The following is a 16,545-nucleotide window of genomic DNA, read 5'->3' on the forward strand; positions in this document are numbered from 1 at the left end:
AGAATGTCCCGGGATCGGGATCGGGATCGGGATCCAAAGACGCCGACTGGGGAGACGAAGTGGTCGAGACAGCAGTGCGAAGTGGCTTCGGGGCGCCGGCCGCACCGGCCCAGCGCAACCGGAAGGCGCGCTGGAAGGACGGCCGCCTGGTGCTCGGCGTGCTGCTGGTCGCCGTCACCGCGCTGGCCGGGGCCAAGCTGCTGTCGTCCGCCGACGACACCACCACGATCTGGGCCGCCAAGCACGAACTGAAGGCCGGGACGGCGTTGACCGACGACGACCTGACCACTGTCCGGGTCCGCTTCACCAGCGGCGACGACTCGGCGCGGTACTTGGCCGCCGACACCGACCTGAAGGGTCTGGTCGTCGACCGCACGGTCGGTCAGGGCGAGTTCGTACCGAAGGACGCCGCCGTACCGAAGTCCGACCAGGACCGCACCGAGTTCCCGCTGTCGATCGCGGCCGGCCGTCTGCCGGCCGACACCGCGCCCGGCGATGTGGTGGACGTGTGGGTGGTGCCGAAGGAGGAGGGGCAGCCCGCCCGGCCGCTGTGGAGCAGTGTCCGCGTGCTGCAGATCGACTCGGTGAAGGGCGTCTCCGGCGGTTCGGCACGCAGACAGGTGACGATCGCGCTCGCCTCGGCTGACCTGCCCCGGATCCCGGCCGCTCTCACCGCGCTCAGCGCAGGCGAGCCGACCCTGGTCCGGAAGGACAGCTGATGTCGGTCCCAGTGCTGCTGGCCGTGACCGGGGCCCCGTGGGAAGCAGACGTCGTACGCCGGACCGAGGGCGCTCCCGGGATCCGGATCGTACGGCGTTGTGTCGACGTCGCTGACGTGATGGCGGCGGCTGCGAGCGGCCAGGCCCGTGCGGTGCTGCTCGCCGATGCGTTGCCGCGGCTGTCGTCCGATGCGGTCGCCGCGCTGTATGCCCGTGGTATCGCCGTGCTCGCCCTGGTCGACCCGCTGGAGACCGGTGCGCCGTTCGGTGCCGAGGACCGGCTGAGCCGGATGGGGATCGAGCGGATCCTGCCCGCCGACGTGAGTCCCGCGGATCTCGGCCGGGCGATCTCCGAGGCGGTCGAGGCCGGGCCGCCGGTCACGAGCTCGCACTTCGCGGGCGGTTTCGTCCCGCTCTCGCCGGAGAACGCCGGCAACCCGCAGCCGCCGGCCTTCCCGCAGGGTACGGGCAGGCTGGTCGCGGTCTGGGGACCGACCGGCGCGCCCGGGCGGACGACGGTCGCGGTGAATCTCGCCGCCGAACTGGCGGCGAAGCGGGTCCCGACGCTGCTCGCGGACGTCGACGTGTACGGCGGGACCGTGGCGCAGATGCTCGGGATGCTCGACGAGACCTCCGGCCTGGCCGCCGCGGCGCGCTCGGCGTCGAACGGCTCGCTCGACATGGTGATGCTCGCCCGGCACGCCCGCGAGATGAACCCGCACCTCCTGGTACTGACCGGCCTCAGCCGGGCCGACCGGTGGACGGAGCTGCGGCCCGCCGCGGTCGAGGCGATCTGGTCGACCGCGCGGACGCTGGCCCCGATCACGGTGGTGGACGCCGGGTTCTGTATCGAGACCGACGAGGAGATCTCGTTCGACTCGCTGGCGCCGCGGCGCAACGGGGCGACCGTGGTGACGCTCGAGGAGGCCGACGAGGTCGTTGTCGTCGGTACGGCGGACCCGGTCGGCCTGACCCGCCTGATCAGGGCGGTTCACGACCTGCGCGCCGTCGTACCGTCCGTCAACACCCGTGTGGTGGTGAACCGGCTGCGGTCCGGGTCGCTCGGCGGCTCACCGGGTGACGCGGCGCTGGACGCGCTGCGGCAGTACGCCGGGATCGACAACGCCGCCCTCCTGCCGTACGACCTGAGCGCGACCGACACCGCGGTCGCGCACGGGCGCAGCCTGGCCGAGGCCGCGAAGTCGAGCAAGCTGCGCAAGGCGTTCCAGCAGCTCGCCACGGCGGTGGCCGACGACCTCCATTCAGTCCCCGCCTGACGCCGGAACCAGGGTCGAGTTGGGGGATATCCCCACCGACAGCAGGGCCGCGATGTGCCAGTGTTGGAAGCACTTCGACCTGTACTTGAGGGAGCGTCATGTCCGATGTCCAAGGCCGGCCGCGGAGCTCGATGAGCGTCGAGCGGCGGTACGGGATCGCGATCTCCGTCGCCCTCATCCTCGGCGGGGCGTACTGGGCGCTCACCGGACTGACCGAGGGCACCAAGAACAGCCAGACCAGCTACCCGGTGCAGAACAGTGCGCTGCTCGTGAAGAGCGGCTCCGCGACGATCGAGGTGCGCCCGGGGGACGGGACCGAGATCAAGGTCGACCGGCAGTCCGAGCGGAACGTGTTCGGCTCGGATCCGGACGAGACGTACAACGAGAGCGAAGGCAAGCTCGAGCTGGACAGCGGCGGGTGCGGATTCCTGTCGTTCGGGTGCAAGACGACGTACGTGCTGACGGTGCCGCGGGATCTGAAGCTCACGGTGGAGAGCAGCAGTGGGCGCATGACGGTCACCGGGATCGAGGGCGCGACCCAGCTGAGGTCGAGTTCGGGTGATATCGAGGCGCATGAGATTCGCGGTCCGCTGGATCTGAAGTCGAGCTCCGGTGATCTCGAGGCGGACGGGATCGGTGCGACGTCGGTGACCACGCACAGCAGTTCCGGGAGTACGTCGCTGGACTTCAGCGTCGCGCCGCAGACGGTCGAGGCGAAGACGAGTTCCGGGGACGTTTCGATCCGGATCCCGTCCGGGACCGAGGCGTACAAGGTCGACACCGACACGTCGTCGGGTGACGAGTCGGCGAACGTGAAGATCGATCCGGGCGCGACCCGGACGATCACCGCGAAGACGTCGTCCGGTGATGTGAGCATCGAATACAACCACTGAATGTAATGGGCGGGGTCGGGAGGGTGAGGGCGACTGTCGCCTGAGTAGGCTTGCGCGCATGGTCGAGGAGCGGTTGGTGCCGCGTGGTCTGCTGGTGGACTGGGGCGGTGTGCTCACCTCGGGCCTGGAGCCGGCGTTGCGGCGCTGGGCGGAGCTGGACGATTTCGACTTCGACTCCTACCTCGAAGCGGTCATGAAATGGCTGCCCAACGAGACCGTGACCGCCGAGCTCAACCCGGTGCACGCGCTCGAACGCGGCCAGATCGCCGTCCCCGACTTCGAGCGCAAACTCGCCGCGATCCTGGTCCGCCGCGACGGTACGCCGGTACCCGCCGAGGGACTGATCGAGCGGATGTTCGCGCACTTCGAGCACCAGCCCGCGATGTCCGCGCTGGTCCGCCGCGCCAACGAGCACGGGATCCGGACCGCGCTGCTGTCGAACTCCTGGGGCAACACGTACCCGCGGGACACCTGGGACGGGATGTTCGACGACATCGTCATCTCCGGCGAGGTCGGCCTGCGCAAACCCGAGCCGGAGATCTTCCAGCTCGCCGCGGGGCGGCTCGGCCTGGAGCCGGCCGAGTGCGTGTTCATCGACGACCTGCAACTCAACGTCGACGGGGCCCGCGAGGTCGGGATGACCGCGATTCTTCACACCGAGTACGACGAGACCCGGCGAGCGCTGGAAACCCTGTTCGGAGCCGACCTGACGTGACCGTGACCACCCCTCCCTCTTCCCCCACTCGTCCGGCCGGTCGTCGTCGCGTCGTCATCGCGATCGCCGCATGCGCGATCCTGGTGGCGCTCGGCGCCTGGATCCTCCATCTGTACGGCGGCATGATCGACCTGCGCGTCTACCGGATGGGCGGCTCGGTGCTGCTGCACGGCGACTCGCTGTACGACGCGAAGCTCCCGGGCGGGTCGAACCTCCCGTTCACGTACCCGCCGTTCGCCGCGATCGCGATGGTCCCGCTGGGCGCCGTACCGTGGGGTGTCGCGCTGGTGGTCTGGACGACGATCTCGGTGCTGTGCATCACCGCGCTGTGGCGGGCGAGCCTGACGAAGACGTTCTGGTCGTTCGTGACCCAGCGCAAGCGTACGGCGGTGCTGATCGCGCTGACCGTGCTGTCGCTGCTGCTCGAACCGGTCTGGCAGACGATCCAGTTCGGCCAGATCAACCTGTTGCTGACCGCAATGATCCTGCTGGACCTGATCCGCCCGAACGACGCGCGCCTGCGCGGGTTCTGGCTCGGTGTGACGATCGGCGTCAAGCTCACCCCGCTGCCGATCCTCGCGTTGCTGGTGGTCACGAAGCAGTGGCGTGCGCTGCGCAACGCCGTACTGGGGTTGCTGGCGACGATGGCGATCGGGTTCGCGATCGTGCCGCACCAGTCGTGGCGGTACTGGACCGACGTGATCCTGGACGCGAACCGGGTCGGTGGGCTCGCGTACACCGGCAACCAGTCGTTCAACGGCTTCCTGCACCGGATCGGTGACGAGGCGAGCTGGGTGCAGCCGACCTGGTTCGTGTTGTCGGCCGTGTTCGGGCTGGCGGTGCTGTGGCTGGCCCGCAAGTACTGGCTCGCCGACGAGCGCGTCACCGCGATCTCCGTGATGGCGCTCGCGGTCCTGTACGCGTCACCCATCTCGTGGAGTCACCACTGGGTGTGGATCATCCCGCTCGGCGTGAGCCTGATCCGCGGCGTCAACCGCGTCTGGGGCCTGAACCCGGCGGTCGTCACCGGCGTCCTGTTCTACGGCCTGTTCGTCCTGCGCTCGATCTGGTGGGTCCCGTTCCGCGACGACCGCGAACTCAACTGGACCTTCTGGCAATCCATCCCCGGCAACTCCCACCTGATCGTCGGCATGATCGCCTTCATCCTCCTGGCCATCACAAGCCGCGGCCTGCGTCAGGACGAGAACAGCAAGAGCAGGCCCGCGCAGGTGTAGCCGACCATGACGATTAGTAGGGGGAGTTGGCCGGCTAGGGCCTTTGTGCGGGGGAAGAGGGCTACTGCGCGGTCGTGAGCCGAGACGACGCCCAGGAGGTGGCCGCAGACTACTGCTGCTACCTGGATGACCGAGATGGCTGTGCTGTGGTTGGTGATGCCGGTGTTGACCGCGAGGAGGCCGGTGCCGAAGATGTTGGCGCCGTTGCTCAGGGGGTCGCTCAGGTAGATCAGCGTCCGCTGCCCCTCCAGGATGAACAGGGTCAGGTAGTGCGCGACGACGTACCCGAAGGCGATCGGTACGACGGAGTGCGCGAACAGGCCCGGTAGTGAGGTCCGTGAACTGTCGGAGAGCCGGCCGGCCAGGACCGTCGCGCCGGAGTACGTGATCAGCACGAACAGGATGAAGACGATCAGCGCGCCGGTGCCGAGCCAGGTCATCGAGATGTCCTGGTTCTGCGCCCAGCCGATCCACGCGGACGAGTTCGAGAAGCCGTCGTACGCCGTCGAGCCGAGCAGCGCGGCGACCATCCCCACCAGTCCGGGCTGCGCGCGCAGGCCGTCGAGGTTCTCCAGCGGCCGGCGGAGCACCAACTGCCCGTCGGTACGGCGACCCCACGGCGACAGGCGCGACATCAGGGTCGCGTACACCTCGAACGGATCGCCCTGCGCGAACCACCGGTCCCCGAACAGGATCGCTCCGAACAGCGTGATCACGACGTACAGCGCGATCCAGGCCTGCAGGACCGGGATCGTGGCGCGGTCCGGCGCGACCAGTTCCAGCCAGGTGAACGCGAAGATGCCCAGCGCGGCCGGCCACAGGCCCACCCAGGCCGGGAGCTCGAGCAGGCCCTTGGACGGCGGCTGGCGGAGCAGCTTCGAGAGCAGCAGGTGCACGGTGCGCAGCGGGTTCAGCGTCCGCCAGACCGGGCCGAAGACCAGCGAGATCGGCACCAGCCCGACCCAGACCAGGATGTAGATGAAGCCGAAGATCGGGTTCGTCAGCCGGTCGACGCCGAACATCAGCGACACCATCGCGTACAGGAACGTCGCCAGCCCGAACAGCCGCACGATCCACCGGAACCAGCCGGCGTCGACGGTCCGGGTGATTGCGATCGGCAACGGTACGCCGGACGCGTTGCCGCGGTACTTCGGGCTACGCCAGGCCAGTCCGAGCACGACGAACGACAACGCGACCGCGACCGCGGCCCCGCCGACCGCCAGCCCGAACGGAACCGGCAGGTCCTGACGACCACCGATCCCGTGGAGGGGAATCATCACGAGACGACGAGCTTGGCGACCAGCTTGCCGCTCTTGTGGGTCTCGACCTCGAAGGTGCCCTTCATGTTCGCGGTGAACTTGACCGAGGCGGCCTTGCCCGGGGTGAGCTCCAGTTCCTTGTCGTACCCGTGGATGTGCAGCTCCTCGGCGGCGTCGCTGATCGCCTTGACCAGGACGGTCTGGCCGGCCTTCACCTTGATCGTCGCGCCGCTCGGGTTGACCTTGCCGTTGGCAACGGTGACGTCGACGGTGACGTCGGCCTGCTCACCCGACGGGTCGGCGGTGTTCGACGGCGAGGTCGGATTCGGCTTGCCCGGGGTCGGGGTGCTGGTCGGGACGGTCGGCTCGGTCGATGCCGGCGTACTGGCCGGGGCGCTCGGGGAGGGAGTGGTGGTGCCGCCGGTGGAGTCCCCGCCGCAGCCGGCGAGGACCAGCATGCCGAGGGCGGGCAGAAGAGCGGTGGCGGCACCGCGAGTGAGCGTCGAACGCATCGGTCCAGGAGCCTTTCAAGGGGTCATGTGACATATCCGGGTGCGTGACGCACCCTCTTGCCTGACGAACACGGATAGCTCAGTGTTCCCGTACAAGCAGTGTCGCAGCCCACTGTCGGTCGAGGCAGCTAGGGTGAGAATCCGTCGAACTGAGAGGAAGGTGACCGCCGTGCCCGACCGGTTGACGTCGCTCGACCTCACCTTTCTCAAGGCCGAGTCGCCGGCCACCCCGATGCATGTCGGGACGGTCGACATCTTCGAGCCGCCGGTGCACGGTGACGAGGGGTTCGACTACGAGAGTCTGGTGGCGCTGATCCGGGACCGGATCACGTTCGTCCCGAAGTACCGGCAGCGCGTCCAGCAGGTGCCCGGCCGGTTCGCCGGACCGGTGTGGGTGGACGACGAAGAGTTCGACATCACCTTCCATGTCCGGCGCTCCGCCCTGCCGCGCCCCGGGACGCACGCGCAGTTGCTCGAGCTGGTGGCCCGGATCATGTCCCGGCGCCTCGACCGGGCCCGCCCGCTGTGGGAGATGTACCTCGTCGAGGGCCTGCAGGGTGACCGGTTCGCGATCATCGCGAAGTCCCATCAGGCGCTTGTCGACGGCAACAGCACGGTCGACATCGGCCAGGTCGTCCTGGACTCGACGGCGCACCCCAAGGACACACCGACCGACACCTGGCAGCCGGAGCACCCGCCGTCCGCGCTGGAGCTGCTCGCCGGGGTGTTCGCCGACGCCACGAAGCATCCGAGCGCCGTCCTGGAGCTGGCCCGGGCCGAGATGGCCAGCCTGACCGGCTCGACCTCGGTCCGCGAGGTGCTCGGCGGCGTGGTCGGCTCGCTGGTCGCGCAGCGGCATGCGCAGGAGAGCTCACTGCACGTGAAGACGTCGGGTCAGCGGCGGTTCACGACCGTGCAGACCGGCCTGGAGGACTACCGGACCATCCGCGCGGCCCACGGCGGCACGGTCAACGATGTGATCCTCGCCGTGGTCGCGGGCGCGTTCCGGGCCTGGATGATGACCCGCGGCGAGGGCGTCGGGCCGACGCGCAGCGTGCGTGCCGTGGTCCCGGTCAGCATCCGCGACGACGAGGACGAGGAGCCGACCTCGCTCGGTTCCAGCGTGATCGCCTCGAGCGTCAACCTGCCGGTCGGCGAGAACTCCCCGGTCATGCGGCTGCACCAGATCTCGTACCAGACGAAGGTGCACAAGGACACCGGCCGCGCGGTCAGCGCCCGCTCGCTGGTCGGGATCGCCGGGTTCGCCCCGACCACGCTGCACGCGCTCGCCGCCCGGGTCGCGACCACCACGGTCCGGCCGATCGACGACGTCGTGATCACCAACGTGCCGGGTCCGCAGTTCCCGCTGTACGCGCAGGGCGCCCCGATGCTCGCGTCGTACCCGGTGGTTCCGTTGATGCCCGGTCAGGGCCTGTCGGTCGGCGTCACGTCGTACGACGGGAAGGTGTACTACGGTCTGAACGCGGACCGCACCGCCATGCCGGACCTGGCCGTTTTCGCCCAATGTGTGACCGATGCGCTGGACGAGTTGCTGGACACCACCAAGGGCAGCCGGAACCGGGCGTCCCGGGGCCGGAAGAAACAGACCAAGAAGGCGGGCTCATGAGGGTCTACGTCCCATCCACGCTCGCGATGCTGAGCGCGGTGTGCAACGCCGGCGAGATCGGCCCGGCGCCGCTGACGGCGTACGGCGTGACGCCGGCGCTGCGCGAGTGGTACGTCGAAGGTGACGACGAGGAGCTGGAGTACGCCGCGATGGCGCAGGCGGCTCGCGCCTCGGTAGGACTGCTGGCCGCCGATCCGGGGACCGCACGGAGACGGGTGGTGATCGCGGCCGAGGTCAGCGCCGTGCCGCCCGCGGACGGGTCCGTGGAGCTCGGTGACGCCCGGCTGGAACTGCATGTGGTGATTCCGTGGCGGTCGGTGGCCTCCGTGCATCTGGACGCGCCGCAGGCGACCACGGTGATCGGCAAGGCCGCGGACCTCTGGGAGGCCGCACGCAACGGTGACGACGACGCGGTGTTCGCCCTGGATTCGTGCGAAGGTGAAGACCTGATGTGGTACGCGACACAGGAGATCCCCGATCTGCTCGCGGCGGAGGGGCCGCGTAGCGGGCTGAGCTGACAGGGAGCTGATGGCGATGCAGGCGATCTGGAAGGGGGCCATCTCGTTCGGGATGGTGACGATCCCGATCAAGGTGTTCTCCGCGACCGAGGAGAAGGACATCTCGTTCCGTCAGGTGCACGTCGCCGACGGGGGCCGGATCAAGTACAAGCGGGTGTGCTCGATCGACGGCGAAGAGGTGCCGTACTCCGATATCGGCAAGGGGTACGAGATGCCGGACGGCCGGATGGTGGTGCTGGACTCGGACGACTTCGCCGACCTGCCGCTGTCCAGCAAGAAGGTCATCGACGTGCTGGAGTTCGTGCCGGCCGATCAGGTCGACCCGCTGTACCTGGGGAAGTCCTACTACCTGGCGGCCGACGGCGGACCTGGTGCCAAGCCGTACGTGCTGCTCCGGGACGCGCTCGAGGGCTCCGAGCTGTATGCGCTGGTCAAGGTCGCGCTGCGGTCCCGGGAGAGCCTGGGGCTGCTGCGGACGGTCGACGACGTCCTGGTGCTGCAGGTGATGCTGTGGCCGGACGAGATCCGGGACAAGGCGTTCGCGGCGCCGCCGGAGGACGTCGAGATCCGGTCACAGGAGAAGGCGATGGCGTCGTCGTACATCGACACGCTGCGTGGTGAGTTCGACCCGGACCAGTATCACGACGAGTACCGCTCGGCGCTGGAGAAGGTCGTTCAGGCGAAGGCCGAGGGGGTGCCGCTGCCGGAGTCCGAGGAGGAGGAGGCGGAGGGCGCCGAGGTCGTCGACCTGGTCGCCGCGCTGCGCGCCTCGGTCGAGGCCGCGAAGGCGCGTCGCGCGGGCGGTGGGTCCGGTGAGGCGGAGGCCCCGAAGGCACCCGCCAAGAAGGCCGCGGCGAAGAAGGCCCCGGCCAAGAAGGCGGCCGCCGCCAAGAAGGCTCCGGCTAAGAAGACCGCCAAGAAGGCCACGAAGAAGAGCGCATGAGCGAGCGGACAGAAATTCCGAAGGATGCTTCGGAGATTCCGGATGATCCTGGGGCTCCGGTGGTGGAGCCTGGGGCGTTTCTGCTTGAGCTGATTCCGGTGCCGGTGTCCGACATCGATCGGGCGAAGCGGTTCTACTCCGAGCAGTGCGGGTTCGCTGTCGACGTGGACGTGTCGCCGGCCGACGGCGTCCGCGTCGTACAGCTGACGCCGCCCGGCTCGTACTGCTCGATCAGCCTGCTCAAGGGCCTGCCGATGGCGGACATGGCGCCAGGGTCTCTGCGCGCGCTGCACCTGGTCGTGAAGGACATCGAGGCCGCACGGCAACAGCTCATCAGCCGAGGTGTCGAGGTCGGCGAGACCGAGGACCTCGGCGGTGTGTACTACGCCTGGTTCGAGGACCCGGACGGCAACACCTGGGCCCTCCAGCACATGCCCTGGCGCCGCTAGCGGTAACTACCGCCCCAAGGGACGACGCCTGGGAACCACCGCCCGGCGGCTGATCAGCCAGCCGTCGGGCGTCCGGACCACGACGTCCTCGTAGACAAGGCTCGCGCAGCTCCCGTTCGCCATGATCCCGATCGCCTTGGACCGGGCGGTGACCTCGTCCGGCCCGACCTGGGTCAGCACGATGTTGGTCACGTGATGCCCGACCGGATTGTTCTCGCCCAGTGCGAGCCCGGCCTCCCACAGCGCGGCCCGCCCGGTGATCACACCCCCTCCGAGCCCCGACACGTCGTACTCGACGTCCGGCGTGAACAACGCGTCGTACCGCTCGCCGCTGTCGACGAGATGCCCGTGCAGATTGATCAGGTCGGTGATGGCGATCCGGTCGTCCGCGTCCATCGTCGCTCCTAGCTGTCGGTTCTGTGGTCAGGTTCGTTTCGCGTGGTGAGTCGTGGCACCATGCTTGTGTTATCAACGGGCAGGCCGCCCACCCATACCGGCCCCCACCCAGTAGAGGAGCTTGCACCATGGATGCGGTTACCGCTGTTCCGACGCCTGCCAACGAACCCGTCAAGGGGTACGCGCCTGGTTCCGGGGAGCGAGCGAGCCTGGAGGCGAAGCTCAAGGAGTTCACCGCGGCGGGTGCGATCGATCTGACCTGCACGATCGGTGGCGAGCAGCGGGTGGGTGGCGGTGCGCCGATCGAGGTGGTGCAGCCGCACAAGCACGCGCATGTCCTGGGCACCCTGGGGAACGCGACCGAGGCCGACGGCCGGGCGGCGGTGGAGGCGGCGCTGGCGGCGGCTCCGTCGTGGCGTTCGCTGTCGTTCGACGACCGCGCGGCGATCTTCCTGAAGGCCGCCGACCTGCTGGCCGGACCGTGGCGCGACACCCTGAACGCGGCCACCATGCTCGGCCAGTCCAAGACCGTGCAGCAGGCCGAGATCGACGCGGCCTGCGAGCTGATCGACTTCCTCCGGTTCAACGTGGCGTTCGCGCGGCAGATCGTCAGCGACCAGCCGATCTCGTCGCCGGGCGTGTGGAACCGGGTCGATTACCGTCCGCTCGAGGGTTTCGTCTACGCGATCACGCCGTTCAACTTCACCGCGATCGCCGGCAACCTGCCGACCGCGCCGGCGCTGATGGGCAACACCGTGGTGTGGAAGCCGTCGCCGACGCAGCAGTTCGCGGCGCACTGGACGATGCGGCTGTTCGAGGCCGCGGGCCTGCCGGCCGGGGTGATCAACCTGGTCACCGGTGACGGTATCGAGGTCAGCAAGGCGGCGCTGACCCACCCGGACCTGGCCGGTATCCACTTCACCGGCTCCACGAAGACGTTCCAGTCCCTGTGGGGCACGGTCGGCGCGAACATCGCGTCGTACAAGACGTACCCGCGGCTGGTCGGCGAGACCGGCGGCAAGGACTTCATCCTGGCGCACCCGTCCGCGGACCCGGCGGTGCTGAAGACCGCGATGGTGCGGGGCGCGTTCGAGTACCAGGGGCAGAAGTGCTCGGCGGCGTCGCGTTCGTATGTCCCGCGGTCGGTGTGGAACCTGATCAAGGACGACATCGTCGCGGAGACCGAGTCGCTGACCATGGGTGACGTGACCGACCTGTCGAACTTCATCGGTGCGGTGATCGACGACCGTGCGTTCGCCAAGCACAAGGCGGCGCTGGACCGGGCCCGGGCAACGGACTCGATCGATGTGGTCGCCGGTGGCACGTACGACGACAGCGAGGGGTACTTCGTCCGCCCGACGCTGCTGGTCTCCGACGACCCGACCGACGAGATCTTCACGACCGAGTACTTCGGGCCGATCCTCGGGGTGCATGTGTACGACGACGCGGACTACGCGAGCGTGATGCAGGGCATGGAGCACTCGGCGCCGTACGGGCTGACGGGTGCGGTCATCGCGCAGGACCGGCATGCGGTGGCCGAGGCGGCGGAGTACCTGCGGTTCGCGGCCGGGAACTTCTATGTCAACGACAAGCCGACCGGTGCGGTGGTCGGGCAGCAGCCGTTCGGTGGCGCGCGGTCGTCCGGTACCAACGACAAGGCCGGCTCGATGTGGAACCTGATCCGCTGGGCCTCGCCGCGGTCGATGAAGGAGACCTTCGCACCGCCGACCGACTACCGCTACCCGCACCAGGGTTGATCGGGGATAACCCGGGAATCGGCGGCCGGTGGGAGCAGTCTCGCCCGGTCCGTCGTTCCTCGGGTATGCATGCGACCGATCTGCACCTCGAACCGAACGAAGCCTCCGACCTGTGCCGTGTCTTCACGCCTGACGTGCTGGCGCGGCACGGCTGGGACCGGGCGTTCGTCACCGTCCTGGACGAGACGACTGCGGAGGACGCGCTGGCGTTGCTCGTGCACGCCGCCGGAGCGGCACTGGACGAGGGCTGGTCGGCTCGGCGGATCCACGCCGACGGAGGCCTGAGCGCGGGGAAGACCGAGGACGCCGAGGCCTGCGCCGCCCGCGACGGGTACGTGTACCTGCTCGGTTCGCAGTTCGGGAAGAAGGCCGGGCCGCTGTCGGCCAAGCGTTCCTGGATCGCGCGGGTCGCGGAGCAGTCGATCGCCGGTGTCGGGCCGGTGTCGCTGGAGATCGTGCGGTTCCGGTTCGGGCTGCATCGGGCGGTGAACGACGCGCTCGCGGACGTCGAGCTGCTCCCGGTCGGGGAGCTCGGACGGCAGGCGTACGTCGAGTCGACGATCGCTCGTGGACAGCTCAAGGCCAAGAGCTGGGACGGGACGGTGCGTCCGGCCGATCATCCGATCAACCTCGAGGCCGCCGAGTTCCGTGCCAACGGCAACCTTTTGCTGGGGTTGCGGTACCCAGTGACGGCCGACGGGCACCCGCTGCTGGTGGAGCTCGAGAACGTCGGCGAGTTGTTCGACGACCCGGACGCCGTACCGCGCTGCGGCAACGTCTGGGTCCTTGGCGATGCCGGCAGCGTGGAGGCACCGGCGGGGCTGCGAGCTCTCGAAACGCGGGGCGGCGATGTGTTCGACGCCGTGGTGGGGGATCTCGACGCGTCGGGTAAGTCGGCGACGGTACTGGCGGACCACCCGGAAGGTGCCCGCGCGGACTCCGAGCACATCCGCTTCGAGCTGACGTCCGACTCCGGCGGGGTGGTCGGGAGCAAGCTGGTCCACCACTTCGGTGACGTCCGCCGGGTCGAGGGCATCGCGGTCGACGACGAAGGCCACGCGCACTACGTCATCGATGAGGAAGGGCACGTCGCCCTCCGCACACTCGTCTTCGACTGAGATCAGGTCGCGAGGCCCCGCCGTACCGTGATGTAGAAGGTCGTCAGGTCGTCGATCAGCGCCTCCACCTGCGGCGGGGCGCTGAGGTCCGCGTCCAGCAGCCAGTCGGAGACCAGGTCGAACATGCCGCCGATCAGCCCGATCGCGACGCTGTGCCGGTTCGCGCGCTGCTCGTCGGGCTGCGGTCCGTCGTACCGGTCCCAGAGCTGGACGAGGAAGCCGGCCGCCCAGCGCCGGTTGGTGCGGCGCTGCCGCTCGACCGACTCCGAGATGCCGGACGCCATCCCGAAGGTGACCTTGGTGATCCGCGGATCGTCGACCAGCGCGTGCACGAAGATCGCGAGCAGCCGCGGGGCCTCCTGCCGCTCGTTCCCGGTCGCCTGCGCGGCCGCGCCCTCCATCAGCGCCTCGAGGCGTTCGCTGGTCCGCCGGAGCAGCGCCAGGTAGCACTCCTCGCGGCTGGTGAACAGCTCGTAGAAACTCTTCGTCCCGATGTACGCCGTACTGCAGATCTGCTCGATCGACGTCCCGAGATAACCGTTGTCGGCGAACAACTTGAGCGCCGCGTCCAGCAACTGCTCGCGGCGTTCAGCCCGGCGCTGCCCGGCGTCCAGCCCCCGTATCGTGCGACCCATGCGCAGGACACTACCCCGAGTGGTGCATTCGTAACCGAGGGAACTTGTTATGAACACGAGCTCTTGTTTATAACCTGCCGACGTGCTCCACTACCCGTGATCTAGTGATCACTCATCGACACATCCACGGGGAGTATGTCATGCGCCACCGCCTCCGCCGAACCGCCGCGGTCCTGCTCGCCGCCGTCCTCTTGACCGGAGCTCTCACCGCGGCCCCCGCCTCCGCCGTCTCGACCTCGGGATTCGACGACTGGGCCTGCAAACCGTCGGCCGCCCATCCGAATCCGCTCGTCCTGCTGCACGGCCTCGGCGGCAACGGTCCCGGCAACTACTCGTACCTCGGCCCGTTCCTGGCCGCGAAGGGCTACTGCGCCTTCACTCTCACCTACGGCCAGGCGACGCCGGCGATCCCGGTCGGCGGCACGGTCTCGATCACGCAGTCGTCCAAGGAGATCGCGTCCTTCGTCCAGCGCGTCCGCACGGCGACCGGCGCGGCGAAGGTCGACATCGTCGGGCACTCCGAGGGCGGCTTCCAGTCCATCTACGGACCGAAGGTCCTCGGGTACGCCGACCAGGTGGGCAAGGTGATCGCACTGGCCCCGCCGACGCACGGTACGACGTTCGGCGGGCTGGTCAGCGTGGGTGACTATCTCGGCCTGGGACCGCTCGTCGACCAGGTCCTGCGGCAGTTCGGCTGCCCGGCCTGCGACGAACTCATCGTCGGCGGATCGGCCGTCGAGAAGCTGACCGCGGGCCCGATCGCGCAGCCGGGCGTGAAGTACACCGTGATCGCCTCCCGCTTCGACGCCTTGGTGACGCCGCACGAGACCTCGTTCATCCGCGAGCCCGGCGTGCGCAACGAGTACGTCCAGGACACCTGCCCGCTGGACCCGGTCGGCCACGTCGGCCTCGCCTTCGACCCGACCGTCGCTCAACTGGTCGCCAATGCACTGAACCCGACTCACGCCACCCGGGTGATCTGCGCGTTCGGCCCGCCGCTGTAGCCATATTCGGAGGCGGTGCACACGCGCCGTTGCTTATCCTCGCCACCGTGAGCCCCGACGAGCAATCACCCGAAAACCATCGGGAAGTAGAGCGTGCGCTGCGGGACGCCGGGTGGACTCCTTGCGGGGCGGGGGACTGGGCGATCGCGTTGCGGTCTCCGGACGGTCGTGCGGCGGCGCGGATCAGTCCGTTCGACCCGGCAGCGCCGTACACGGTGGCGTTGTACCGGGAGGCGGCGTACACCCGTCAGGTTCCGCGGCTGTTCGCACATCGGCGGCTGGTGGGCGGCGGGGACCTGCAGATCATGGAATGGCTCGAGCCGGTCGACGCGGACGAGGCTGCGGAGTTCCACCGGGCGCTGGCGGCGCGGGAACCGGAGGTCGCCGAGCTCGCGGACGTCGTACGGCGGGTACACGAGCGGGGGCGCCGCGAGCTGCCGTGGTTCGGGCCGAAGCTGGACGACAACCCGGACAACATCATGCGCAACGCGGACGGCCGGCTGGTCGCCGCGGATCTCTTCGGCGCCGACGGCCCGAGGCTCTACGCGGCAGTCGTCGACGACCCGAAGCTCGTGGTGACAACCATCCCCGAGCCCGAACGCCGCTTCATGACCGAACTCCCACTCACCAACACCGGCCCCTGGCCCCCCGACGTACGCGAAACCATGCGCACGAACCTCGCAACCGCCGACGCCGCGAACCAGCCGTAGGAGTCAGGCGGATCGGTGGAGTTGCTGGGTGGGTGGGTCCACCAGGAGTGCGGAGCCGCACTTCACGCAGATCCACTCGTCGGGTTCGTCCACCAGGTAGTCCGACGGCTCGATGCGTTCGAAGGGCATGACGGTGGCGCAGAACGCGCAGTACTGGGCCGCGTCGGTCGACGGCGGCCGATCGTGTTTCTTGCGCAGGGAACTTCGCATCAAACGGGTCACCTCCGGTGCAACACTTCTTCTCAGACTGCCACCGGAGGCGACCCGCTCAGCGCAACGACACGGGTTACTTGCCCGACCAGTCGTGGCCCAGGTCGTGCTCCTTCTGCAGGCCGGAGCGGATGGCGTCGACGACGAAGGGCTCCAGCTTCTTGCCGATCAGCGGTACGGCGACCTTGACGTCCAGGTCGATGGCCTGGACGGTCTGAGCGCCGTCGTGGGCGATCCGGGCGGTGCCTTTCAGGGTGACCGGAGTGTTCGCGATCTCGCCGGACACGTCCGCGGTCCGCGAACCGTCGGTCGCGGCGGCGTGCCAGGTCTCGGTCTGGACGACGGTCAGGGTGTCGCCGACGAACTTGCGCGCCATGTCGGGGATGTCGGTGGACTCCATCTGGCGGGAGACCCGGACGACCGTGTCGGTCCCTGACGTGCTCACCGTGACGTCGTACGACAGTGCCTTGGTCTTCTCGCAGGCCTGCTCGCGGAAGGCCTTGTCCGTCACGATCGCGAACACTTCCTCGGGGGTGGCGTCGTACGACGCCGACATCTTCAGCTCCAT

19 protein-coding genes are annotated in these 16,545 nt (G+C 68.9%); 13 read left to right on the forward strand and 6 right to left on the reverse strand.

All coding sequences use genetic code 11. From position 1 onward, the window contains the following. Positions 1-59: 59 nt before the first annotated feature. The 5 genes from E0H92_RS23830 to E0H92_RS23850 all read left to right on the forward strand — a co-directional run bounded on the left by E0H92_RS23830 (position 60) and on the right by E0H92_RS23850 (position 4,839). Complete coding sequence (locus E0H92_RS23830; RefSeq protein ID WP_131460102.1) at positions 60-719, forward strand: CpaB family protein; 660 nt, start codon at positions 60-62, stop codon at positions 717-719. Further along, a complete protein-coding gene (locus E0H92_RS23835; RefSeq protein ID WP_131460101.1) occupies positions 719-1,996 on the forward strand; it encodes a CpaE/TadZ family protein in 1,278 nt (425 codons plus the stop codon). Before E0H92_RS23830 ends, E0H92_RS23835 begins: the two co-directional genes overlap by 1 nt. A 98-nt stretch (positions 1,997-2,094) precedes the next feature. Beyond that, positions 2,095-2,889, forward strand: a complete 795-nt coding sequence (locus tag E0H92_RS23840) for a DUF4097 family beta strand repeat-containing protein (RefSeq protein ID WP_131460100.1) — start codon at positions 2,095-2,097, stop codon at positions 2,887-2,889. A gap of 58 nt (positions 2,890-2,947) precedes the next feature. Then, a complete protein-coding gene (locus E0H92_RS23845; RefSeq protein WP_131460099.1) occupies positions 2,948-3,604 on the forward strand; it encodes an HAD family hydrolase in 657 nt (218 codons plus the stop codon). Then, entirely contained in the window at positions 3,601-4,839 is a 1,239-nt protein-coding gene (locus E0H92_RS23850; RefSeq protein ID WP_238152495.1) for a glycosyltransferase 87 family protein, read from the forward strand. Before E0H92_RS23845 ends, E0H92_RS23850 begins: the two co-directional genes overlap by 4 nt. Here E0H92_RS23850 and E0H92_RS23855 read toward each other — a convergent pair. Both E0H92_RS23855 and E0H92_RS23860 read right to left on the reverse strand, forming a co-directional pair. Next, entirely contained in the window at positions 4,800-6,116 is a 1,317-nt protein-coding gene (locus E0H92_RS23855; protein ID WP_131498353.1) for a hypothetical protein, read from the reverse strand. The genes E0H92_RS23850 and E0H92_RS23855 overlap by 40 nt on opposite strands. Further along, complete coding sequence (locus tag E0H92_RS23860) at positions 6,116-6,610, reverse strand: cupredoxin domain-containing protein (RefSeq protein ID WP_131460098.1); 495 nt, start codon at positions 6,608-6,610, stop codon at positions 6,116-6,118. The genes E0H92_RS23855 and E0H92_RS23860 overlap by 1 nt, the downstream gene beginning before the upstream one ends. Positions 6,611-6,779: 169 nt before the next feature. Between E0H92_RS23860 and E0H92_RS23865 the strand changes: the two genes are divergently transcribed. Genes E0H92_RS23865 through E0H92_RS23880 form a run of 4 tightly spaced genes read left to right on the forward strand, consistent with a single transcriptional unit; the run spans position 6,780 to position 10,147 of the window. Further along, complete coding sequence (locus E0H92_RS23865) at positions 6,780-8,237, forward strand: WS/DGAT/MGAT family O-acyltransferase (protein ID WP_131497763.1); 1,458 nt, start codon at positions 6,780-6,782, stop codon at positions 8,235-8,237. Next, entirely contained in the window at positions 8,234-8,755 is a 522-nt protein-coding gene (locus tag E0H92_RS23870; protein ID WP_131460096.1) for a DUF6912 family protein, read from the forward strand. Before E0H92_RS23865 ends, E0H92_RS23870 begins: the two co-directional genes overlap by 4 nt. Positions 8,756-8,771: 16 nt before the next feature. Further along, positions 8,772-9,698 (forward strand): non-homologous end joining protein Ku, encoded by a 927-nt coding sequence (ku, locus tag E0H92_RS23875; RefSeq protein WP_131460095.1) that lies wholly within the window; start codon positions 8,772-8,774, stop codon positions 9,696-9,698. Continuing rightward, entirely contained in the window at positions 9,695-10,147 is a 453-nt protein-coding gene (locus tag E0H92_RS23880; RefSeq protein ID WP_131497764.1) for a VOC family protein, read from the forward strand. The genes ku and E0H92_RS23880 overlap by 4 nt, the downstream gene beginning before the upstream one ends. Positions 10,148-10,153: 6 nt before the next feature. Here the strand turns inward: E0H92_RS23880 and E0H92_RS23885 are convergent, their stop codons facing one another. Further along, complete coding sequence (locus tag E0H92_RS23885) at positions 10,154-10,543, reverse strand: nuclear transport factor 2 family protein (protein WP_131497765.1); 390 nt, start codon at positions 10,541-10,543, stop codon at positions 10,154-10,156. Between the two features lie 128 nt (positions 10,544-10,671). Here E0H92_RS23885 and pruA point away from each other — a divergent pair, with 128 nt between their 5' ends. Together pruA and E0H92_RS23895 are read left to right on the forward strand one after the other, a co-directional pair. Next, entirely contained in the window at positions 10,672-12,300 is a 1,629-nt protein-coding gene (gene pruA / locus E0H92_RS23890; protein ID WP_131497766.1) for an L-glutamate gamma-semialdehyde dehydrogenase, read from the forward strand. Positions 12,301-12,365: 65 nt separating this feature from the next. Next, positions 12,366-13,418 carry a hypothetical protein gene (locus E0H92_RS23895; protein ID WP_131460090.1) on the forward strand — a complete coding sequence of 351 codons (1,053 nt, stop codon included), beginning with the start codon at positions 12,366-12,368 and terminating at the stop codon, positions 13,416-13,418. A 2-nt stretch (positions 13,419-13,420) separates the two neighbouring features. Here E0H92_RS23895 and E0H92_RS23900 read toward each other — a convergent pair whose 3' ends face one another. Further along, on the reverse strand, positions 13,421-14,053 hold the full coding sequence (locus E0H92_RS23900) for a TetR/AcrR family transcriptional regulator (protein ID WP_131497767.1): 633 nt from the start codon (positions 14,051-14,053) through the stop codon (positions 13,421-13,423). Between the two features lie 140 nt (positions 14,054-14,193). On the opposite strand from E0H92_RS23900, the gene E0H92_RS23905 reads away from it, so the two are divergent. Beyond that, positions 14,194-15,057 (forward strand): esterase/lipase family protein, encoded by an 864-nt coding sequence (locus tag E0H92_RS23905; protein ID WP_131497768.1) that lies wholly within the window; start codon positions 14,194-14,196, stop codon positions 15,055-15,057. A 47-nt stretch (positions 15,058-15,104) separates the two neighbouring features. Further along, a complete protein-coding gene (locus E0H92_RS23910) occupies positions 15,105-15,767 on the forward strand; it encodes a hypothetical protein (protein WP_131460087.1) in 663 nt (220 codons plus the stop codon). Between the two features lie 3 nt (positions 15,768-15,770). On the opposite strand, the gene E0H92_RS23915 is transcribed toward E0H92_RS23910, so the two are convergent. Together E0H92_RS23915 and E0H92_RS23920 are read right to left on the reverse strand one after the other, a co-directional pair. Then, positions 15,771-15,977 (reverse strand): hypothetical protein, encoded by a 207-nt coding sequence (locus tag E0H92_RS23915; RefSeq protein WP_131287374.1) that lies wholly within the window; start codon positions 15,975-15,977, stop codon positions 15,771-15,773. A gap of 76 nt (positions 15,978-16,053) precedes the next feature. Then, a complete protein-coding gene (locus E0H92_RS23920) occupies positions 16,054-16,545 on the reverse strand; it encodes a DUF2505 domain-containing protein (RefSeq protein WP_131497769.1) in 492 nt (163 codons plus the stop codon).

Source organism: Kribbella speibonae (assembly GCF_004331375.1).
GTDB lineage: Bacteria > Actinomycetota > Actinomycetes > Propionibacteriales > Kribbellaceae > Kribbella > Kribbella sindirgiensis.

Bases quoted from the DNA above. Each gene is read 5' to 3' on its own strand.
- E0H92_RS23880 (WP_131497764.1), top strand. From the start codon at position 9,695: ATGAGCGAGCGGACAGAAATTCCGAAGGATGCTTCGGAGATTCCGGAT.
- E0H92_RS23840 (WP_131460100.1), top strand. From the start codon at position 2,095: ATGTCCGATGTCCAAGGCCGGCCGCGGAGCTCGATGAGCGTCGAGCGG.
- E0H92_RS23870 (WP_131460096.1), top strand. From the start codon at position 8,234: ATGAGGGTCTACGTCCCATCCACGCTCGCGATGCTGAGCGCGGTGTGC.
- E0H92_RS23915 (WP_131287374.1), bottom strand. From the start codon at position 15,977: ATGCGAAGTTCCCTGCGCAAGAAACACGATCGGCCGCCGTCGACCGAC.
- E0H92_RS23885 (WP_131497765.1), bottom strand. From the start codon at position 10,543: ATGGACGCGGACGACCGGATCGCCATCACCGACCTGATCAATCTGCAC.
- E0H92_RS23845 (WP_131460099.1), top strand. From the start codon at position 2,948: ATGGTCGAGGAGCGGTTGGTGCCGCGTGGTCTGCTGGTGGACTGGGGC.
- E0H92_RS23895 (WP_131460090.1), top strand. From the start codon at position 12,366: ATGCATGCGACCGATCTGCACCTCGAACCGAACGAAGCCTCCGACCTG.
- E0H92_RS23860 (WP_131460098.1), bottom strand. From the start codon at position 6,610: ATGCGTTCGACGCTCACTCGCGGTGCCGCCACCGCTCTTCTGCCCGCC.
- E0H92_RS23905 (WP_131497768.1), top strand. From the start codon at position 14,194: ATGCGCCACCGCCTCCGCCGAACCGCCGCGGTCCTGCTCGCCGCCGTC.
- ku (WP_131460095.1), top strand. From the start codon at position 8,772: ATGCAGGCGATCTGGAAGGGGGCCATCTCGTTCGGGATGGTGACGATC.
- E0H92_RS23855 (WP_131498353.1), bottom strand. From the start codon at position 6,116: ATGATTCCCCTCCACGGGATCGGTGGTCGTCAGGACCTGCCGGTTCCG.
- E0H92_RS23900 (WP_131497767.1), bottom strand. From the start codon at position 14,053: ATGGGTCGCACGATACGGGGGCTGGACGCCGGGCAGCGCCGGGCTGAA.
- E0H92_RS23920 (WP_131497769.1), bottom strand. From the start codon at position 16,545: ATGGAGCTGAAGATGTCGGCGTCGTACGACGCCACCCCCGAGGAAGTG.
- E0H92_RS23835 (WP_131460101.1), top strand. From the start codon at position 719: ATGTCGGTCCCAGTGCTGCTGGCCGTGACCGGGGCCCCGTGGGAAGCA.
- pruA (WP_131497766.1), top strand. From the start codon at position 10,672: ATGGATGCGGTTACCGCTGTTCCGACGCCTGCCAACGAACCCGTCAAG.